A 16,563-nucleotide genomic window follows, 5' to 3' on the forward strand; every position below is an offset into this window, starting at 1 on the left:
GGATAGGGGTGGGCCCCGGTTCCGGTACGTACCGGAACCGGGGCCCACCCCTATCCACCGCCCGTGCTGTACTGCCTGGGTCAGGGCGTGTACTTGTAGCCGACGCGCCGCACCGTCTGGATCGACCGGCGGTACTCGGCGCCCAGCTTGCGGCGCAGCCGGGCGACATGGACGTCGACGGTGCGCCCGTCGCCCACGTGCCCGTAGCCCCAGACCGTGGTGACCAGCTGGTCACGGGTGTGCACCCGGTTCGGGTGCGCCACCAGGTGGGAGAGGAGCTCGAACTCCAGGTAGGTGAGGTCGAGCTTGTCCCCGTTCACCGAGGCGGTGCGCTGCACGGGGTCGATGCGCACCGGGCCCGCGCCCGGTTCCTCCAGTACCTCCGGCACCACGTACTGGCCGGCCCGGACCGCCGCGGCGGGCGGCTGCTGGTCGGCGGGTACGAGCACCAGGTAGCCGACCATCGGCGGCCGGCCCGGCAGCGCCGGCAGGGTGTGCTGGGGTGCGGGCAGCCAGGTCGTGCCCGGCGCCAGGAACGCGGCCACGTCGGCCGGCTGGAAGACCTCGTCCGGCGCGACGGCCCGCAGCCGGTGCCGGTTGGGGGAGGGGGGACGGGAGGTGGTGGCCGCAGCGGCCGCCGACTGGGCCGCGGTGGCGGCGGATACGGCGGAGACGGTACGAGTGTTCGCCATGGGGTCAGCTCTTTCGCGCGAGGAGTCGTCTGTGGACGGACTTGCTGCGTGCGCGCGGACCGAAGACCGGGGTGAGCGGCTTTAGGGGGCCAGCGCGTTCAACGCGCGGCAACACACCCGGTCGAAGTCGTGATGCTGACGGGAAGGCCAGAACGGCTCCAGGTCGCTGCGACCTGTCGAGGTGTGCTGGATGCTGGCCATGCCCCCATTGAACCAGAGGAAACGGCCCCGCAGCAGACCTATCCCAGCCGTCGGTACGGACCCTTGGTGTTGAATCCCTCACCCCGGACGTACGAAGAGGCGCCCACCGGCCGTGCGGTGGGCGCCTCTTCGTACGCCGGGCGTGTGCAGGCGTGTGCGTGCGTGCGCGGGCGGGATCAGACCTGGGCGGCCTTCTCCAGCGCGGTGCAGCAGGTGTCGACGATCAGCCGCGTGACGACGTACGGATCGACGTTGGCGTTGGGGCGGCGGTCCTCGATGTAGCCCTTCCGGTCCTGCTCGACCTGCCACGGGATACGGACGGAGGCGCCGCGGTTGGAGACGCCGTAGCTGTACTCGTTCCAGGGGGCGGTCTCGTGCAGACCGGTCAGCCGGTCGTCGATGCCCGCGCCGTAGTGCTTGACGTGGTCCATCGGCTTCGAGCCCTCGCCGAGCGACTCGCACGCGGTGATGATCGCGTCGTAGCCCTCGCGCATCGCCTTGGTGGAGAAGTTGGTGTGCGCGCCCGCGCCGTTCCAGTCACCCTTGACCGGCTTCGGGTCCAGGGTCGCGGACACGTTGAAGTCCTCCGCGGTGCGGTACAGCAGCCAGCGCGCGATCCACAGGTGGTCGGAGACCTCCAGCGGGGAGACCGGTCCGACCTGGAACTCCCACTGACCGGGCATGACCTCGGCGTTGATGCCGGAGATGGCCAGGCCCGCCTTGAGACAGTTGTCGAGGTGCTTCTCGACGATCTCGCGGCCGAAGATCTCGTCCGAGCCGACGCCGCAGTAGTAGCCGCCCTGCGCGGCCGGGAAGCCGCCCTCGGGGAAGCCGAGCGGCCGGTGGCCGTCGAAGAACGTGTACTCCTGCTCGATGCCGAAGACCGGCTCCTGGCCCGCGAACTGCTCGGCGACCGGGCGCAGCGAGGCCCGCGTGTTGGACTCGTGCGGGGTCATGTCGATGTGGAAGACCTCGCACAGGACCAGCACGTCGTCGCCGCCGCGGATCGGGTCCGGGCAGGTGAAGACCGGCTTCAGCACCCGGTCGGAGGCGTGGCCCTCGGCCTGGTTGGTGCTCGATCCGTCGAAGCCCCAGATGGGCAGCCCGGCCACATCGGACGACGGGGAACCGGGCATGATCTTCGTCTTGGAACGGAGCTTGGCGGTCGGCTCGGTGCCGTCGATCCAGATGTACTCAGCCTTGAACGTCACGGAAGCCATCCTTTAGGGGTGCTGCGGTCTATGCAGCGCAGCTTCGCAAGACGCGATTTCCCGTCCGTTGCTCTCGTGTGAACCCCGTGTTACCTGGGTTTCCCGCACGAGACGGGCGTGTTTTACGGGCCTCAGCCGTGGGCCCGGTCCGGCCGTCGGCCCACTCGGGGCGAGCCGCCGGACAGCGGAACCGGCCGCGTCGTATACGGGGCTCGCGCGAGCCACCGAGGGTGCGCCGGTCCGGGGCGATCCTCATCGCATTCTCCGAGGCGCCGTCCGCACCGGGCACACTTGTGCCATGACGACATCCGTGAAACCCCTGCGTATCGGCCTGGTCGGTACCGGCCCCTGGGCCGGCCACACCCACGCGCCCGCCGTCGCCGCGCACCCCGGCGCCGTGCTGAGCGGGGTATGGGGCCGCCGGGCCGAGGCCGCGCGGGAGCTGGCCGAGGCCCATGGCACCCCGGCGTACACCGGTGACGCGGGGCTCGACGAGCTGTTCGCCGCGAGCGACGCCATCGCGTTCGCCGTGCCGCCGGACGTCCAGGCGCCGCTGGCCGCCCGCGCCGCGGCGGCCGGCTGCCATCTGCTGATGGACAAGCCGGTGGCGACGAGTGTCGCGGCCGCCCGCGAGGTGGCGGAGGCGGCGGAGCGGGCCCGGGTCGCCTCCGTCGTCTTCTGCACGCTGCGGTTCGCCCCGGAGACCTCGGCCTGGATCGCGGAACAGCACGCGGCGGGCGGCTGGTTCACCGCGCACGCCCACTGGATCGGCGCCCTGTGGGCCCCCGGCGCGGACAGCGAGTACGCCGCGTCCCCCTGGCGGCACGAGAAGGGCGGCCTCTGGGACGTCGGCCCGCACGCGCTCTCCGTCCTCATCCCGGTGCTGGGCGACGTGACCCGGCTGACCGCCGCCCGCGGCCCCGCCGACACCCACCACCTCATCCTCCGCCACGCCTCCGGGGCCTCCAGCACGGTGACGCTCACCCTGTCCGCCCCGCAGGCCGCGACCGGGGTCGAGGTGCAGCTCAGGGGCGAGCACGGCACGGTCGGGCTGCCCCGGTGGGACGGCGCCGTGGGTGCCTTCCGGGCGGTGGTGGACGCGCTGATCGAATCGGTGCGTACGGGGGTGCCGCACCCCTGCGACGTACGGTTCGGGCTCCGGCTGACGGAGCTGCTCGCGGAGGCCGAGGCACAGACGGGGGCCGGGGCCGGGGAGTAGCCGGCGCTCCCGGGACCGGTGGCGGGTCAGGGCCGCGGGGGTGTGCCGGCCGGTCCGGCGGCGGGGCCCTTTCCCGGGGCCGCGTCGCCCGGTCCCCGCGACAGCGCGGTGTGGAAGCCGTCCAGGAAGCGCCGGACGGCGGCCACCTCGGCGTCGTCGAAGCCGCGCAGCAGCTCGACGGCGCTCCCGATCGCCGCGCTCGACCCGGCCTGGCTGCGGCTGCGCGAGGCGGCGGCCGAATTCCCCTCGGCCCGGCCGGTCACCGGACCCCGCCCGACCCCCGAGGCCCTGCGCGCACTCGACATACCGGCCCTGGTACTGCTCGCCGGACAGGGCCGGGCCCATGACGCGGCCCGCGTGGCGGCCACCGCGAACAGGCTGCTGCCGCACGCGGAGACGGCCGTCCTGCCGGGCGTCTCCCACCACGCCCTGCCGCTCCACGGGCCGACGGCCGCCGAACTCAGCCGCAGAATGGCCCAGTTCCTCGGCGAGGCGCGATAGAGGCCCGCGGCCCCCGCCTCAGCGGCCCATCGCGTTCCGTACCGCCTCGTCCGTGCGCGCGACCACGGCGGTGCCGTCCTCTGCCGTGATGATCGGCCGCTGGATCAGCTTCGGATGCCCGGCGAGCGCCGTGATCCACCGCTCCCGCGCCTCTGCATCGCGCGGCCACTCCCTGAGCCCCAGCTCCTTCGCGTCCGCCTCCTGGGTCCGCGTGATGTCCCACGGCTCCAGCCCGAGCCGGTCGAGGACATCCCGGATCTCGTCCGGCGACGGCACGTCCTCCAGGTAGCGGCGGACGGTGTAGTCGGCGCCCTCCGCGTCGAGCAGCCGTACCGCGCCGCGGCATTTGGAACAGGCGGGATTGATCCAGATCTCCATGGGGCCAACGGTACGGGATGGACCCGCGAAAACCCCTCTGGCCAGGGGCGATTGTCAGTGCCGGGCAGTAAAATGGAGGGAGTTCGTGAGGGTTCCACCACCGTGCCAGGAGGTTGCCAATGGCCGTTGCCGCAGTCACGACCACGCCGCTCCACAAGCCCCTGCAGAAGAAGCGCCTGCCCGCCGGCCGTCCCCGTGAGTGGTACGTCACCCACAACCGGCGGCTGAAGGCGATGCGCCTGGCGATAGTCCTGCTCGACAGCGGAGTTCACCAGCCGTCGAGCGCGAGCAACGCCCGGATACGCACGGCCGCCGAGCGCCTCGGCATCCACCCGCCGTCCGACACCACCTGCCGCATGGTCCGCGCGCTCATCCGCTACGGCCGCTGACCGGAGCCGCCGGTCCCGCCCGCCGCGCCCCCGGGAGATCCGGGGGCGCGGCCGCGTCTCAGTAACCGTCGCAGGTGGCGGTGGCGAAGGCGCCGGAGGCCCGGTCGGTCCGCCGGGTGACGTCGTCCACCTCCACGGAGCACGCGACGTCGCCGCCGGACCTCCCGAGGCTGACGGCGAACGAGCCGCCGTGCATGAACCCCCTGGTCTCCAGCTCCCCGGCCCACGGCAGCGTCCGCAGGGTCAGCCGCCCGGTGGACAGGGCCTCGCCCTGCCAGGTGCTGTAGGTGAGTGTCACGTCCTTGGCGGTGCCGGTGACCTCGTACCTGATCCGCAGCCGCTCCGAGCTCTGCTCGGAGAGCCCGTGGGCCAGCACCGCGGAGACCGCGCCCGCGGCCAGCGCCAGGAGCACGACGGCCATCAGCAGCACCCACGGCCAGAGCCGCCGCCGAGGGGGCCGCGACCCGTCCGGCTCGCCCGGCCCGTCATCGGTCACCTGCTCGCTCATGCACCCACCCTCCACGCTCCGGCCCCGCCCCGCGACCCCGCCGCCCCTCACCCGTCCGGCCCACAGTGCGTGCGGCACCACCTGCCGCCGCCTTGACTTGGGACGGTCGACGAGTGCTGGGAGGCGCGATGACGAGGCGAGGCGTACGGGGCCTGGGCGCCGTGCTGGTGGCCGTGGTCGTGGCGGCGGGGGCCACGGCATGCTCGGGTCAGCCTGACCTCAAAGCGGACAACTGATCGTTGCCATCGACTAGTTGGCCATGAGACGGTGATTTCGAACACTCCGCACGGTCGTCGCGGGGGGCACTCTTCGGCCGACAGAACGGGAAGCCGTCTCCATGAGTCATCCGAACGACCCCGGCCCGTCGGCGGGAGCGGGGACGGGCCGGCTCCTCGCGGTCAGTGACCTGCACGTCGGCATGGCCGAGAACCGGCTGATCGTCGAGTCGTTACGCCCGTCCGGCGACCAGGACTGGCTCATCGTCGCCGGCGACGTCGCCGAGAAGATGGCTGACGTGGAATGGGCGCTCAAGCTGCTCTCCGAGCGGTTCGCCCACGTCATATGGACCCCCGGTAACCACGAGCTGTGGACGACGGAGAAGGACCCGGTGCGACTGACCGGGCAGGCGCGCTACGAACGCCTGGTCGAGCTGTGCGGAAAGCTGGGTGTGAGCACACCCGAGGACCCGTTCCCGCTGTGGCGGGGACCGGGCGGACCGGTTGCCGTCGCGCCGATGTTCCTCCTCTACGACTACACCTTCCGGGTCCCGGGCACGGCGACCAAGGAGGAATCCCTCGCCCGCGCCCAAGAGGCCGGCGTCATATGCACGGACGAGTACCTGCTGCACCACGACCCGTATCCGGCGCGGGAGGACTGGTGCCGGGCCCGGGTGGCCCTGACCGAGCGGCGGCTCGCCGCGCACGCCCCGGACATCCCGCTGGTGCTCGTCGGCCACTGGCCGCTGATACGGAAGCCCACCTCGGTGCTGTGGCACCCGGAGTTCGCCCAGTGGTGCGGAACGGAACTCACGGCGGACTGGCACCGCCGTTTCGACGTCGAGGCAGTCGTGTACGGGCACCTCCACATACCCCGCACCACCTGGTACGACGGGGTGCGCTTCGAGGAGGTGTCGATCGGCTACCCCAGGGAGTGGCGCAAGCGGGGCCACCCCCACGGACTGCTGCGCCGGATCCTGCCGTACGAACCGCCGCCGAAGGAGCCGGACGGCCGCGGTGAAGCGGCCGGGAGCCGGCAGGGGAAGGTGTCGTGATCGAGCGGCTGGTCCCTGCCTCGGTCTCCTGTGCCTGCTCCCGCGAGGACCACGGGGACGCCGACACGCTCTTCCCCGAGGAAGCGGCCCAGGTGGCGCGGAGCACGCCCGCCCGCAGAGCCGAGTTCGCCTCCGTCCGTGCCTGCGCCCGGCGGGCCATGGCCCGGCTCGGCCTCCCGCCCGTGCCCGTCCTGCGCGGCCCCAGGGGCGCGCCACTGTGGCCACCGGGACTCGTCGGCAGCATGACGCACTGTCAGGGCTACCGGGGCGCGGCTCTGGCCAGTGCCCGCGAATTCCGCTCGCTGGGCATCGACGCCGAGCCTCATGTTCAACTACCCTCTGCAATCCGCCAGGTGGTCGTGTCGGCCACGGAGGAACGGTGGATGGCTGTCCAGCGGCCGGCCCTCGCCATCCACTGGGACCGGCTGCTCTTCAGCGCCAAGGAAAGTGTCTTCAAGGCCTGGTATCCGCTGACCCTTCTCGAACTCGACTTCAATCAGGCGGAGATCGTTTTCCGTCGCACGGAGCAGGACGCCTCCGAGGGCACCTTCACCGCCCGACTGCTGTGCCGTGCACCCGGGATGCCGGGATCCTTCGAGGGCCGCTGGCTGGTATCGGGAGGCATCGTGGCCACCGCGGTCACCGTCCCGGCCGAATAACGAGATCTTGGAAAAAGTACTGCCCGACTCGATCGAGTGTATATATGCTCGTCGGGATTTCTTCGTGAGGAGGAGACCGGTGTCAGGTGAGAATTTGACGGCGCTCGCGCTTGAGGATGCCAGTGCCAATAACTCGCCGATCTTCACGTTATTCGACTCGGAAACGGTTGATGAACTCACCCGTGATCACATCCTGCGGCTGGCGGTCGGAGTGCTCGGCGCCGTTCGGATCAAGGGATTCTCCTCCCTGGCGGACTGCGAAGACGTGATGCGCAGTCTCGCCACGTGCGAGTTGGGCGGATACGACGAGGCGCTGATATTCCCGAGGATCGCGAAGCTGGGCCCCGCAGCGTACGACTTCTACGGTGACTACGGTCTCGGTGAGCGCTATTGGGAGCACGCGGAACAGTCCGTCACAACTCGGTCCACCCTGCTCCGCGGCGGCGACCCGATGGATGTCGCCCGGCAACGGCTGCGTTCCGCCTGGGGCGATGATCTGATTCCCGCGACGTCGGGCGGCCGGGAACTCTTTTCCGGCATGATTCGCGAGATCGCGAGCGGCGCGAAGATCCATTTCGATGAGATCGTCCGGGAATTCCCCGGTGTTCTCGATGAACCGCCCGCCAGTTTCCTGACGTTCAACTGGTATCTCTCGATGCCGGACGGCGGGGGCGAAACCCGTGTGCACCGCCACAGGTGGCAGCCGTCCGACGAACGGTACCGGGACGGCTACGGGTACACCGAAGAGGCCGTGAAGGGCGAACCGGTCGCCGTCGTCCAACCCGAGGCCGGGGACGCCGTCATCTTCGACTCGCGGAACTTCCACGCGGTCGAGCCGCCCCGGGGCGACGGGCGAAGGGTGAGCCTCTCCTTCTTCCTCGGAGTGACCGGCCGGGGGCCGCTCGCCATCTGGTCGTGACCCGTCCCGTGCGCCTGGTACCACTTCTGCCGCAGTCCAGGAAAAGGGGGATATATGCGTCTCAATGAGGAGCAGGTGGGGCTGTTCCGGGACCAGGGCTTTCTGCTGGTGGAGTCGGTCTTCGACGGGAGAGAGGTCGATGCCCTCCGGGAGGCCTTCCGCCGGGACGGTCTGATACCCGGTGAGCAGCGGATCATGGAGGAGCACGGTGACACCGTGCGCGCGGTGTACAGCTCGCACCGACGGCAGCCCGAGTTCGCGGCTCTGGTGCGGTCCTCCCGGCTGCTCGGTCCGGCACATCAGCTGCTGGACGAGGAGCTCTACCTCTACCAGTTCAAGGTGAACGCGAAGCCTCCGTTCACCGGCGACCTCTGGGCGTGGCACCAGGACTACCTCGCCTGGAAGATCGCCGACAACCTTCCGGCACCGCGACTGCTCAACGTCGGCCTCTACCTCGACGACGTGACCGAGTTCAACGGCCCGCTGATCTTCGTCCCCGGTTCGCACCGGAACGGCCTGGTGAGCGAAGGCAGACGGCAGGAGCAGAGATCCGAGCAGCATCTGGACCCGGACGACATACGGCTGACCGAATCCCAGATGGCCGGGCTCGTCCAGGAACACGGGATGCAGAGCCCCAAGTGCCCGGCCGGCTCCGTCGTGTTCTTCGACCCGGAAGTCGTCCACGGCTCCGCCCCGAACATGTCGCCCTTCCCGCGCAAGCTGCTGATCGCCACCTACAACCACGTGGCCAATCAGCCCCGCCCCGTGCAGGAACCACGGCCCGAGTACCTCATCTGCCGTGACACCAGGCCCCTCAGGGCGGCCGACGAACCGCTGGACTCCATCGTCGGAGGTGGGACGAAGTGAGCGAGCGTGCGGCACATGAGACGACCACGGGCAAGGCGGTCGTGCTGGAGGAATTCGGTCAGCCCCTGGTGCTCCGCGAGTTCGACGTCCCGCCCGCGGCACCCGGCGGGCTGGTCGTGGAGAGCCGCTTCGGCGGTATCTGCGGGACCGATCTCCACCTGCGGCAGGGCCACTTGGCCATACCCACCCCACTCGTGCTCGGGCACGAAGGACTCGGCACCGTGCACGAGCTGGGTGCGGGGACGGACCGGGACGCCCACGGCTCCCCGCTCGCGGTCGGCGACGACGTCATGTGGGCCTCCTCGATCGCCTGCGGACAGTGCGTCTTCTGCCAGGTGCACCGCGAGCCGACGCTGTGCGAGAACCGGCGGACCTACGGGGTGAACCGCCCGACCACGGAGGAACCCGCGCTCTCCGGCTCCTGGGCCGAATACATCGCGCTGCGGCGGGGGACCACGGTCGTCAGGCTGCCGGCCGGCGTGGGGCATGCGGCCGCGATGTCGCTGGCCTGCGCCGGGCCGACGATGGTGCACGCGCTGTACGAGCGTCGCCCGGTGCGCGTCGGTGAGGTGGTGGTGGTGCAGGGCAGCGGCCCCGTCGGGCTGGCCGCTGCCGCGCTGGCGCAGCTCGCCGGCGCGTCGAAGGTCATCCTCGTCGGAGGCCCGGAGCAGCGGCTCGGCCTCGCGGCCAAGGCGGGGATCGCGGACCACCACGTGAATCTGGTCGAGGCCGAGGACCTGAACGGCGCCATGGACCGGGTTCTCGACCTGACGGGCGGGCGCGGCGCCGACCTGGTCATCGAATGCACCGGGGTGCCCGCGGCGATCAGCCAGGGAATGCGGTTCTGCCGGCGCGGCGGCTCGTACCTGATCATCGGCCAGTACACCGACAGCGGTGACACCGTGATCAATCCCCACCAGATCGTCCACCGGCAACTCGACGTCGTCGGATCCTGGGCGTTCAGCGGCGCGCACCTCGTCGAGTACGTACGGCTGCTGCCCGCTCTCGCCCGCCGATTCGATTTGGCCAGTATGGTGACGACTTTTCCCCTGGAGGACCATCGTGCCGCTCTGGAAGCGGTGGCGAGCGGAGCGGTGATGAAGGCGGTATTCGTCAGTCGTCCGTAATTTCCGGCAGCGGGACAGGGCTTGCTCCAGTGGGCCCCAACTCGTAGCCTGACCAACCTGGTTGGTGCCCTTTGGAAGCGTCGTCGGATTTCGTCCGCAAAAGACGGAACTACTGACGCGCACGCTCACTCGGAAAGGTCGGACGTACGTTATGGAAGGCAAGTCCAAGTCATTACTCTTCCGAAACCGCGACTTCGGTCTGCTGTGGTCGGGTGAGTCGGTAAGTCTGCTGGGCAGCGAGATCAGCATCATCGCGTTGCCCTCATTGGCTGTGCTCGTCTTCGGTGAAGGTACTTTGGGCGTCGGTGTCCTTGTTGCGCTGCAATGGATACCGTTCGTACTCCTCGCACCACTGCTGGGTGTGTTCACCGACCGATTCCGTCGCAGGCCGTTGATGCACTTTGCCAACATCGGGCGTTTCATCACGCTCGGATCGTTGCCGCTGGCCGCCGTGCTGGGCCATCTCACCGTGACCCACCTGTATGCGGCCGCGCTGGTCAAGGGCATATTCGACGTGGTGTTCCAACTCGCTTACCAGGCGTATTTGCCTAATCTGCTGGAGCGGGAGGATTTCGCGGACGGAAATGCCAAGACCCAGCTGAGCCGGTCGCTGGCGGTCGTCCTGGGCCGTTCCGCCGGTGGTGGTCTGGTCGGCCTCATCGGTGCCGCCAAGGCCGTCACGGCCGATGCCTTCTCGTACCTGGTCTCAAGCCTCACTCTGCTCTTCATCCGGTCGAAGGAGCCGGCCCCCGCCGTCGCGGCGCGCGGATTCGGCGCGACGCTCGGGGAGCTCAAGGCCGGGGTGGCGCTCACCTTCGGCAACCGCCTGCTGCGCTATCTGACGCTGATGGCGACCTTCGGCAACATGGCGGTCTCGATGACGCTCGCGATGATCATCGTCTACGCGTACAAGGACCTGGACTTCGGTCCGGGACGACTGGGCCTGGCACTCGCGGCCGGCGGCTTCGCCGTCGTGGCCGGGGCGATGCTCTCCCGGAAGATCAACGCCAAGTACGGCATGGGCCGGACCCTGATCTTCACCCACCTCGTGCTCGGTGTGGCGTTCGTGCTGCTTCCCACCGCCCAGACGGGCGGCACGGCCTTCGCCTTCACGGTGATCGTCGTCTCGCAGCTCATCTCCTCGTTCACCTCCCCGATCGCGAACGTCGGCATCATGACGCTCATCCAGAAGGCCACGCCCCCGCAGGCCATGGGCCGGGTGGGCGGTGTGGCGCTGCCGTTCGTCTGGGGGGCCAACGCGATCGGCCCGCTGCTCGGCAGTGGCATCGCGGCGATCTCCAACAACGCGACGACCTTCTTCGTGGCCGCGGCGATGGCGTGGATAGCGACGATCTGGATCGTCCTGGGTTCTGTGCACACGCTCTTCGACGAGGTGCCGGTGGAGTTGCGGGTCGCAGTCTGAGTCATGGCGCAGGACCGTAGAAGGGGATGAGCTGCCTTGCAGGACCAGGACCAGGACACGACAGACAGCCTCGCGGCCAAGCGCAGACGGCTTGCGGCGATGCTGGCCGATACCGGACGAAGCACGGCGACCCGCACCGGCCCCGTTTCCTTCGCGCAACGGCGCCTGTGGATCCTGGACCGCCTGGTCCCGGGCAGCAGTGCCTACAACGTTCCCATCGTTCTGCGGACCCGGACCGCTCCTGATCCGGGCGCGCTGGGCAAGGCGCTGGGCGAGGTGATCCGGCGCCACGAAGTCCTGCGCACGGTCTTCCTCAGCAGTGACGGCGTCCCGGTCCAGCGGGTGTGCGCCCCCTACGAGCCGGTGGTCGACGTCTGCGACGTCAGCGCGGAGAGCGACCCGCAGGCCGCCGCGGACCAGCGGGTCAAGGCATCGATCAGGCAGCCGTTCGACCTCGCCAAGGGGCCCTTGCTGCGCGTCCTGCTCGTCAGGACGGGCCCGGAGGACCATCTGATCTGCCTGACCGTGCACCATGTCGTCTGCGACGGCTGGTCGATCGTGACGCTGTTCCGGGAGCTGGACGGGCTGTACGGAATGGTCCGCGACGGAGCCGAGGCACAACTGCCGCCCGTGGAGCAGCAGTACATCGACTTCGCGCTCTGGCAGCGGGCCCGGCTGTCCGGCGAGCGGGCGAAGGAGCTGAGCGCCTACTGGAGCGAGTGCCTCGACGGCGCACCGGGCCTGCTGCAGCTGCCCCTCGACGCCTCCCGGCCGGTCCACCACCGTGCCAACGGCGGGATCCACGAGTTCGCCTTCCCCGACCGGCTGCGCGAGGACATCCTCGCCTTCGCCGCGCGGGCGAGGACGACCCCGTTCTCCGTGGTGCTGTCCTGCTTCACCGCGCTGCTGCAGCGGTACAGCGCCCAGGACGACATCGTGGTGGGTGTGCCGGCCGCGGGGCAGACCCACAGCGAGCTGCAGTCGATGATCGGGTTCTTCGTCAACACCCTCGTCATGCGCATGGATCTCAAGGGCAGGCCGAGCCTGAACGAGGCGGTCGGCCGGGCCCGCGAGGTCGCCCTCGGAGCGTTCGCCCATCAGGACATGCCGTTCGAGAAGCTCGTGGTGGAGCTCCAGCCCGATCGCAACCCGACGGTCACGCCGATCTTCCAGGTTCTGTTCAACTTCCAGTCGGCGTCCAACGAGAGACTGCGGCTGCCGAACCTGGACGCCGCGCTCGTGCCCTTCGACACCGGGATCGTCCGCTTCGACCTGGAGTTCAACGCCTTCGTCGGTGAAGACGGGATGGGCGGGTCCTGGCTGTACAACCGTGACCTCTTCCCGGCGGCCGCCATCGCCCGGATGTCCGGACTCCTCGAACGCCTCCTCTCCGCGGCGGTCGCCCGGCCCGACGTCCCCCTCAGCGTCCTCGACCTGTTCGAGCCCGCCGATCTCGACGAGTTCGGCCGGGTCGGCGGCACGGCCCAGGAGCCGGTCCGGCCCGCGCCGCACCGCACGGAGCCGGGCCCGTCGCTCGTCCGCGTCCACCCGCCGTCGAGTCCGGACGCACACCGGCTGAGCGGCGAACTGCTTGCGGCATGGCGCGCGAGGGAATCCGATCCCGCACTGCGCCGGGCGGTCGCCCGGCGCGCGCACGGCTTCGAACTGCCGGCCGGGAGCGTGGCGGTGATCGCGGCGGACGCCCGTACCGTCGAACCCGACGAGGCGCTGTGGGTGCTCGACGCGGGCGCGCGGCTGGTGCTCGTCGAGGCCGGCGACGGACTCCTGGAGGCCGTGCTGGACGTACTGGCCGAGGAGGACGTCCACACACTCGGCATCGCGCCCGGCCTGCTGCACCAGGTGATCCGGGCCGTGGAGCGGGGAGAGGCCGCGCCCCGGCCGCGCCGGGTCCTAGTCACGGGTGAGGCCTTGGGCCTCGGCCTCGAACGGCGCTGCCTGCGGGCCCTCCCGGACACCGAGTTCTGGTCGGTCTACCGAGGCGCGGGCATCGGTGACATCGCGAGCCGCAGGTGTACCGGAGACGTTCCGGCGGGCCATGACGTGGCGGGCACCGTCTGCGCGGGGCTGGCCGTACGGATCCGGGACGCCGACGGGCAGTTCGTTCCCATCGGGGCGCCGGGGCGGGTGTGCGTCAGCACCGGGCCCGACGCGGCGGACGAGACCGGGACCGGCGATCTGGGCCGGTTCAGGGAGGACGGGACGCTGGAGGTGCTCGGCGCCGAGGCGGCTCAGACCTATGTGCGGCAGGTCCGGGTCCCCCGGGGCGAGATCGAGGAGACGCTGGCGGGCCACGGCTCCATCGGTGACGCGAGGGTCGTGTCCTCGTCCGACGGCAACGGCGAAGGGCCCGCCCGGCTCACCGCCTGTCTCACGCCCGCGGGGGAGTGGGGAGACCTCCCGCACCTGCGCGACTCGGTACGGGTGCACGCACAGCGGCTGCTGCCCGGCGTCCTCGTACCCGACGCGTATCTCTTCCTTGAGGAGCTGCCGTTGACGGGCCGGGGAACGGTCGACCTGGCGGCTCTGCGCGACATGGAGGGCGCAGAAGAGGCCGAGGACGAACGCGTCGCGCCGCGCACCGACACGGAGCGGCTGCTCGTCGAGATCTGGCGCTCCGTACTCGGGGTCGCGGAGGTCGGGATCCACGACAACTTCTTCCTGCTGGGCGGGCACTCCCTGCTGGCGATCCAGCTGATGAGCCGCGTGCGCCGGGCGACGCGCGTCGATCTCCCCGTGAGCGTGCTGTTCCGCTACCGCACGATCGCGGACCTCGCCGCGCGCATCGTCACCGTCTCCAGCGGCGGCGGGGCCGGCGGCAACCTGGTCCGGATGCAGTCCGGTTCCGCGCCACTGCCCCTGGTCGTGGTCCACCCCGCGGGCGGCGGCGTGTTCTGCTACGGCCCGCTGGCCACCGCGCTCACCAACCGGACGGTGTACGCCTTCGAGGGACGGCACCCGGGGGCCTCGCTCACCGCGCTCGCCGAGCACTATCTCGGCCAGTTGCCCGACGAGATCGTGGACGCGCCCTTCGCGCTCGCCGGCTGGTCACTGGGCGGCGTGGTGGCGTTCGAGATGGCCCGCGTCCATGCCGCGAACGGCGGCCCCGCCGTGCCCCTGACCCTGATCGACTCCGCCCTGTTCGAAGGGGATCCCGCGGCGCCCGATGCCGAGGCACGGCTGCTCGACGGGTATCTGCAAGGGGTGCGCGCGGACTTCGACCTGGCGCTCCCGGCCTCGCCCGACATGGCGTCGCTCCCGCCGCGCCGGGTGTTCGCGGACATCCTGGAACGCCTCGGCCCCGATGTGCCCGAGGTCCTCGACCTGGAGGAGATGATGCGCCAGTACTCCGTCTACCGGTCGCACATCCGGAACCTGGCGGGCTACCGGCCCGAAGCCCCCTACCCGGGGAGGGTGCACCTCCTGCAGGCCTCCAAGTCGCCCGCGGCGGCCCCGGCCTGGCGCCCGTACGCGCCCGAGCTGGTCGTGTCCCGGGTGGAGGGCGACCACTACAGCATCATGCGCAATCCGGGGCTCGCCGCCGTGCTCGCGGAGCTCGAACGGGTCCTCGCGGACGATCCCGCCTCGGAAGGGGGACCGGTCCGGTGACGCGGATACAGGACGCGGCAACCGTCGTCGGCGCGATCGGCGCGGCGGCCGCCGAGCACGCCGCGCTCCCGGCGATCGTCGACGGGGCGGACACCCTCTCGTACGAGGAGCTCTGGCGCGACGCGGGGAGGCTCGCGCGGCGCCTGCGCTCACGGGGCGTGCGGACCGGGGACATCGTCGCGCTGGCCGCCGCGCGCTCGCCCGCCCTCCTGGTCGGGCTGCTCGGCATTCTCCGCTCCGGCGCCGTGGTGCTGCCCCTGGACGTCACCTATCCGGCCGCCAGGCTGCGGATGATGCTGGACGACAGCGGCGCGGCCGTCGTGGTCGGCCAGGAGCACACGCTGGGACCGTTCACCGCCGACGGGCGGGAAGCCTGCGTACTGGAGGAGGCGCTGAGCGGTGAGGACGGCGGAGCCGGAGAGGAGCTGAAGGAACCGGATCCGGCTGACGGCTGCTATCTGCTCTACACCTCGGGGTCGACCGGTGGCCCCAAGGCCGTGCTGATGCCGCACGCCGGCCTCGCCAACCTCGTCCGCTGGCAGACCGGGGCGTCGGGCTGCGGCCCGGGGAGCCGCACCCTCCAGTACGGCGCGATCTCGTTCGACGTGTCCCTCCAGGAGATCTTCTCCACCTTCGCCGCCGGCGGGACGCTGGTCTGCATCGATCACGAGACCCGCCGCAATCCGGTCCGCACGTGGGAACTCGTCATCGCGGCCCAGGTGGAGCGGATCTTCCTCCCGTACGTCGGACTTCAGTCCCTCGTCATGGTCGCCGACGCGGTCGACGTGGAGGCGGCGTCCCTGCGGGAGATCATTCCCGGGGGCGAGCAGCTGCAGTGCACGCGGGCCCTGCGCGAGCTCATGGCACGGCTGCCGGGGTGCCGTCTGTTCAACCACTACGGCCCGGTCGAGACACACGCCGTCACGCACCATCCACTGGAGGCCGATCCCGCCCGGTGGCTGGCCCTCCCCCCGATCGGCACCGCCATACCCGGCAACCGCGTCCACGTCCTCGACGCCGACGGCCGTGAGCTGGGCGTGGGCGAGATCGGCGAGCTCTACGTCGCCGGTGCGCAGGTGGCGTACGGCTACTGGAACCGCCCCGGTCTGACGGCGGAACGCTTCCTGCCCGCGCCCGACGGCCACGGCGAGCGGATGTACCGCACGGGTGACCTGGTGCGCAAGCGTGCCGACGGCGCGCTCGACTTCCTCGGGCGGGCCGACGACCAGGTGAAGGTCCGCGGGTTCCGCATCGAGCTCGCGGAGGTCGAGGCGGCCGTCAGCGACCACCCGGCCGTGAGCGCCTGCGGGGTCACGGTCGCGGGTGACGAAGGCATCGACCGGGTCCTCGTCGCCTTCGTCCTGGCGAAGGAGTCCCTCGACGCGGACGCCGTGCGCGAGGAACTGCGGGAGCGGCTGCCCGACCACATGGTCCCCGGGGCGCTGACCGTGGTCGGGTCACTGCCGCAGTTGCCCAGCGGAAAGCTGGACCGCCGCGCCCTCCGGCTGATGGCGGACACCCACATGGCGGCGGCCCGGAACACCGGCTACTGACCTCCGCGCGGAGGCCGCT

15 protein-coding genes are annotated in these 16,563 nt (G+C 70.7%); 11 read left to right on the forward strand and 4 right to left on the reverse strand.

The features are described from left to right. Window positions 1-80 precede the first annotated feature (80 nt). A complete protein-coding gene (locus tag RLT59_RS28625; protein ID WP_311306056.1) occupies window positions 81-692 on the reverse strand; it encodes a winged helix-turn-helix domain-containing protein in 612 nt (203 codons plus the stop codon). A 377-nt stretch (window positions 693-1,069) separates the two neighbouring features. Beyond that, window positions 1,070-2,104 carry a glutamine synthetase gene (gene glnII, locus RLT59_RS28630; RefSeq protein ID WP_311306057.1) on the reverse strand — a complete coding sequence of 345 codons (1,035 nt, stop codon included), beginning with the start codon at window positions 2,102-2,104 and terminating at the stop codon, window positions 1,070-1,072. Between the two features lie 298 nt (window positions 2,105-2,402). Between glnII and RLT59_RS28635 the strand changes: the two genes are divergently transcribed. Both RLT59_RS28635 and RLT59_RS28640 read left to right on the forward strand, forming a co-directional pair. Then, window positions 2,403-3,323 (forward strand): Gfo/Idh/MocA family protein, encoded by a 921-nt coding sequence (locus RLT59_RS28635; RefSeq protein WP_311306058.1) that lies wholly within the window; start codon window positions 2,403-2,405, stop codon window positions 3,321-3,323. Window positions 3,324-3,365: 42 nt separating this feature from the next. Continuing rightward, on the forward strand, window positions 3,366-3,824 hold the full coding sequence (locus RLT59_RS28640; RefSeq protein ID WP_399126275.1) for an alpha/beta fold hydrolase: 459 nt from the start codon (window positions 3,366-3,368) through the stop codon (window positions 3,822-3,824). An 18-nt stretch (window positions 3,825-3,842) separates the two neighbouring features. On the opposite strand, the gene RLT59_RS28645 is transcribed toward RLT59_RS28640, so the two are convergent. Next, window positions 3,843-4,202 carry an ArsC/Spx/MgsR family protein gene (locus RLT59_RS28645; protein ID WP_311306059.1) on the reverse strand — a complete coding sequence of 120 codons (360 nt, stop codon included), beginning with the start codon at window positions 4,200-4,202 and terminating at the stop codon, window positions 3,843-3,845. Window positions 4,203-4,321: 119 nt separating this feature from the next. Here RLT59_RS28645 and RLT59_RS28650 point away from each other — a divergent pair, with 119 nt between their 5' ends. Further along, window positions 4,322-4,591, forward strand: coding sequence for a hypothetical protein (locus RLT59_RS28650; protein ID WP_311306060.1), 270 nt, complete (start codon window positions 4,322-4,324; stop codon window positions 4,589-4,591). A gap of 58 nt (window positions 4,592-4,649) precedes the next feature. Here RLT59_RS28650 and RLT59_RS28655 read toward each other — a convergent pair whose 3' ends face one another. Further along, entirely contained in the window at window positions 4,650-5,099 is a 450-nt protein-coding gene (locus RLT59_RS28655; protein ID WP_311306061.1) for a hypothetical protein, read from the reverse strand. 337 nt (window positions 5,100-5,436) lie between these two features. Here RLT59_RS28655 and RLT59_RS28660 point away from each other — a divergent pair, with 337 nt between their 5' ends. From RLT59_RS28660 to RLT59_RS28695, 8 genes are all read left to right on the forward strand, one after another. Continuing rightward, the gene (locus RLT59_RS28660; RefSeq protein WP_311306062.1) at window positions 5,437-6,369 is read left to right on the forward strand and encodes a metallophosphoesterase family protein; all 933 of its coding nucleotides are present in this window, start codon (window positions 5,437-5,439) and stop codon (window positions 6,367-6,369) included. Further along, window positions 6,366-7,028, forward strand: a complete 663-nt coding sequence (locus tag RLT59_RS28665) for a 4'-phosphopantetheinyl transferase family protein (protein ID WP_311306063.1) — start codon at window positions 6,366-6,368, stop codon at window positions 7,026-7,028. Before RLT59_RS28660 ends, RLT59_RS28665 begins: the two co-directional genes overlap by 4 nt. Before the next feature lie 7 nt (window positions 7,029-7,035). Beyond that, window positions 7,036-7,947 (forward strand): 2OG-Fe(II)-dependent halogenase WelO5 family protein, encoded by a 912-nt coding sequence (locus RLT59_RS28670; RefSeq protein WP_311306064.1) that lies wholly within the window; start codon window positions 7,036-7,038, stop codon window positions 7,945-7,947. A gap of 54 nt (window positions 7,948-8,001) precedes the next feature. Then, window positions 8,002-8,814, forward strand: a complete 813-nt coding sequence (locus RLT59_RS28675) for a phytanoyl-CoA dioxygenase family protein (protein ID WP_311306065.1) — start codon at window positions 8,002-8,004, stop codon at window positions 8,812-8,814. Beyond that, entirely contained in the window at window positions 8,811-9,941 is a 1,131-nt protein-coding gene (locus RLT59_RS28680) for a zinc-binding dehydrogenase (RefSeq protein WP_311306066.1), read from the forward strand. The genes RLT59_RS28675 and RLT59_RS28680 overlap by 4 nt, the downstream gene beginning before the upstream one ends. Before the next feature lie 64 nt (window positions 9,942-10,005). Beyond that, a complete protein-coding gene (locus RLT59_RS28685; protein ID WP_311306067.1) occupies window positions 10,006-11,364 on the forward strand; it encodes an MFS transporter in 1,359 nt (452 codons plus the stop codon). Window positions 11,365-11,400: 36 nt separating this feature from the next. Then, window positions 11,401-14,991: a condensation domain-containing protein gene (locus RLT59_RS28690; protein ID WP_311306068.1), complete on the forward strand. Its 3,591-nt coding sequence runs from the start codon at window positions 11,401-11,403 to the stop codon at window positions 14,989-14,991. Next, entirely contained in the window at window positions 14,988-16,544 is a 1,557-nt protein-coding gene (locus RLT59_RS28695) for an amino acid adenylation domain-containing protein (protein WP_311306069.1), read from the forward strand. Before RLT59_RS28690 ends, RLT59_RS28695 begins: the two co-directional genes overlap by 4 nt. Window positions 16,545-16,563 lie beyond the last annotated feature (19 nt).

Source organism: Streptomyces sp. ITFR-6, assembly GCF_031844725.1.
Taxonomy (GTDB): domain Bacteria; phylum Actinomycetota; class Actinomycetes; order Streptomycetales; family Streptomycetaceae; genus Streptomyces.

Coding starts and splice junctions, on each gene's coding strand:
- RLT59_RS28625 (WP_311306056.1), bottom strand. CDS start 692: ATGGCGAACACTCGTACCGTCTCCGCCGTATCCGCCGCCACCGCGGCC.
- RLT59_RS28635 (WP_311306058.1), top strand. CDS start 2,403: ATGACGACATCCGTGAAACCCCTGCGTATCGGCCTGGTCGGTACCGGC.
- RLT59_RS28645 (WP_311306059.1), bottom strand. CDS start 4,202: ATGGAGATCTGGATCAATCCCGCCTGTTCCAAATGCCGCGGCGCGGTA.
- RLT59_RS28650 (WP_311306060.1), top strand. CDS start 4,322: ATGGCCGTTGCCGCAGTCACGACCACGCCGCTCCACAAGCCCCTGCAG.
- RLT59_RS28655 (WP_311306061.1), bottom strand. CDS start 5,099: ATGAGCGAGCAGGTGACCGATGACGGGCCGGGCGAGCCGGACGGGTCG.
- RLT59_RS28660 (WP_311306062.1), top strand. CDS start 5,437: ATGAGTCATCCGAACGACCCCGGCCCGTCGGCGGGAGCGGGGACGGGC.
- RLT59_RS28675 (WP_311306065.1), top strand. CDS start 8,002: ATGCGTCTCAATGAGGAGCAGGTGGGGCTGTTCCGGGACCAGGGCTTT.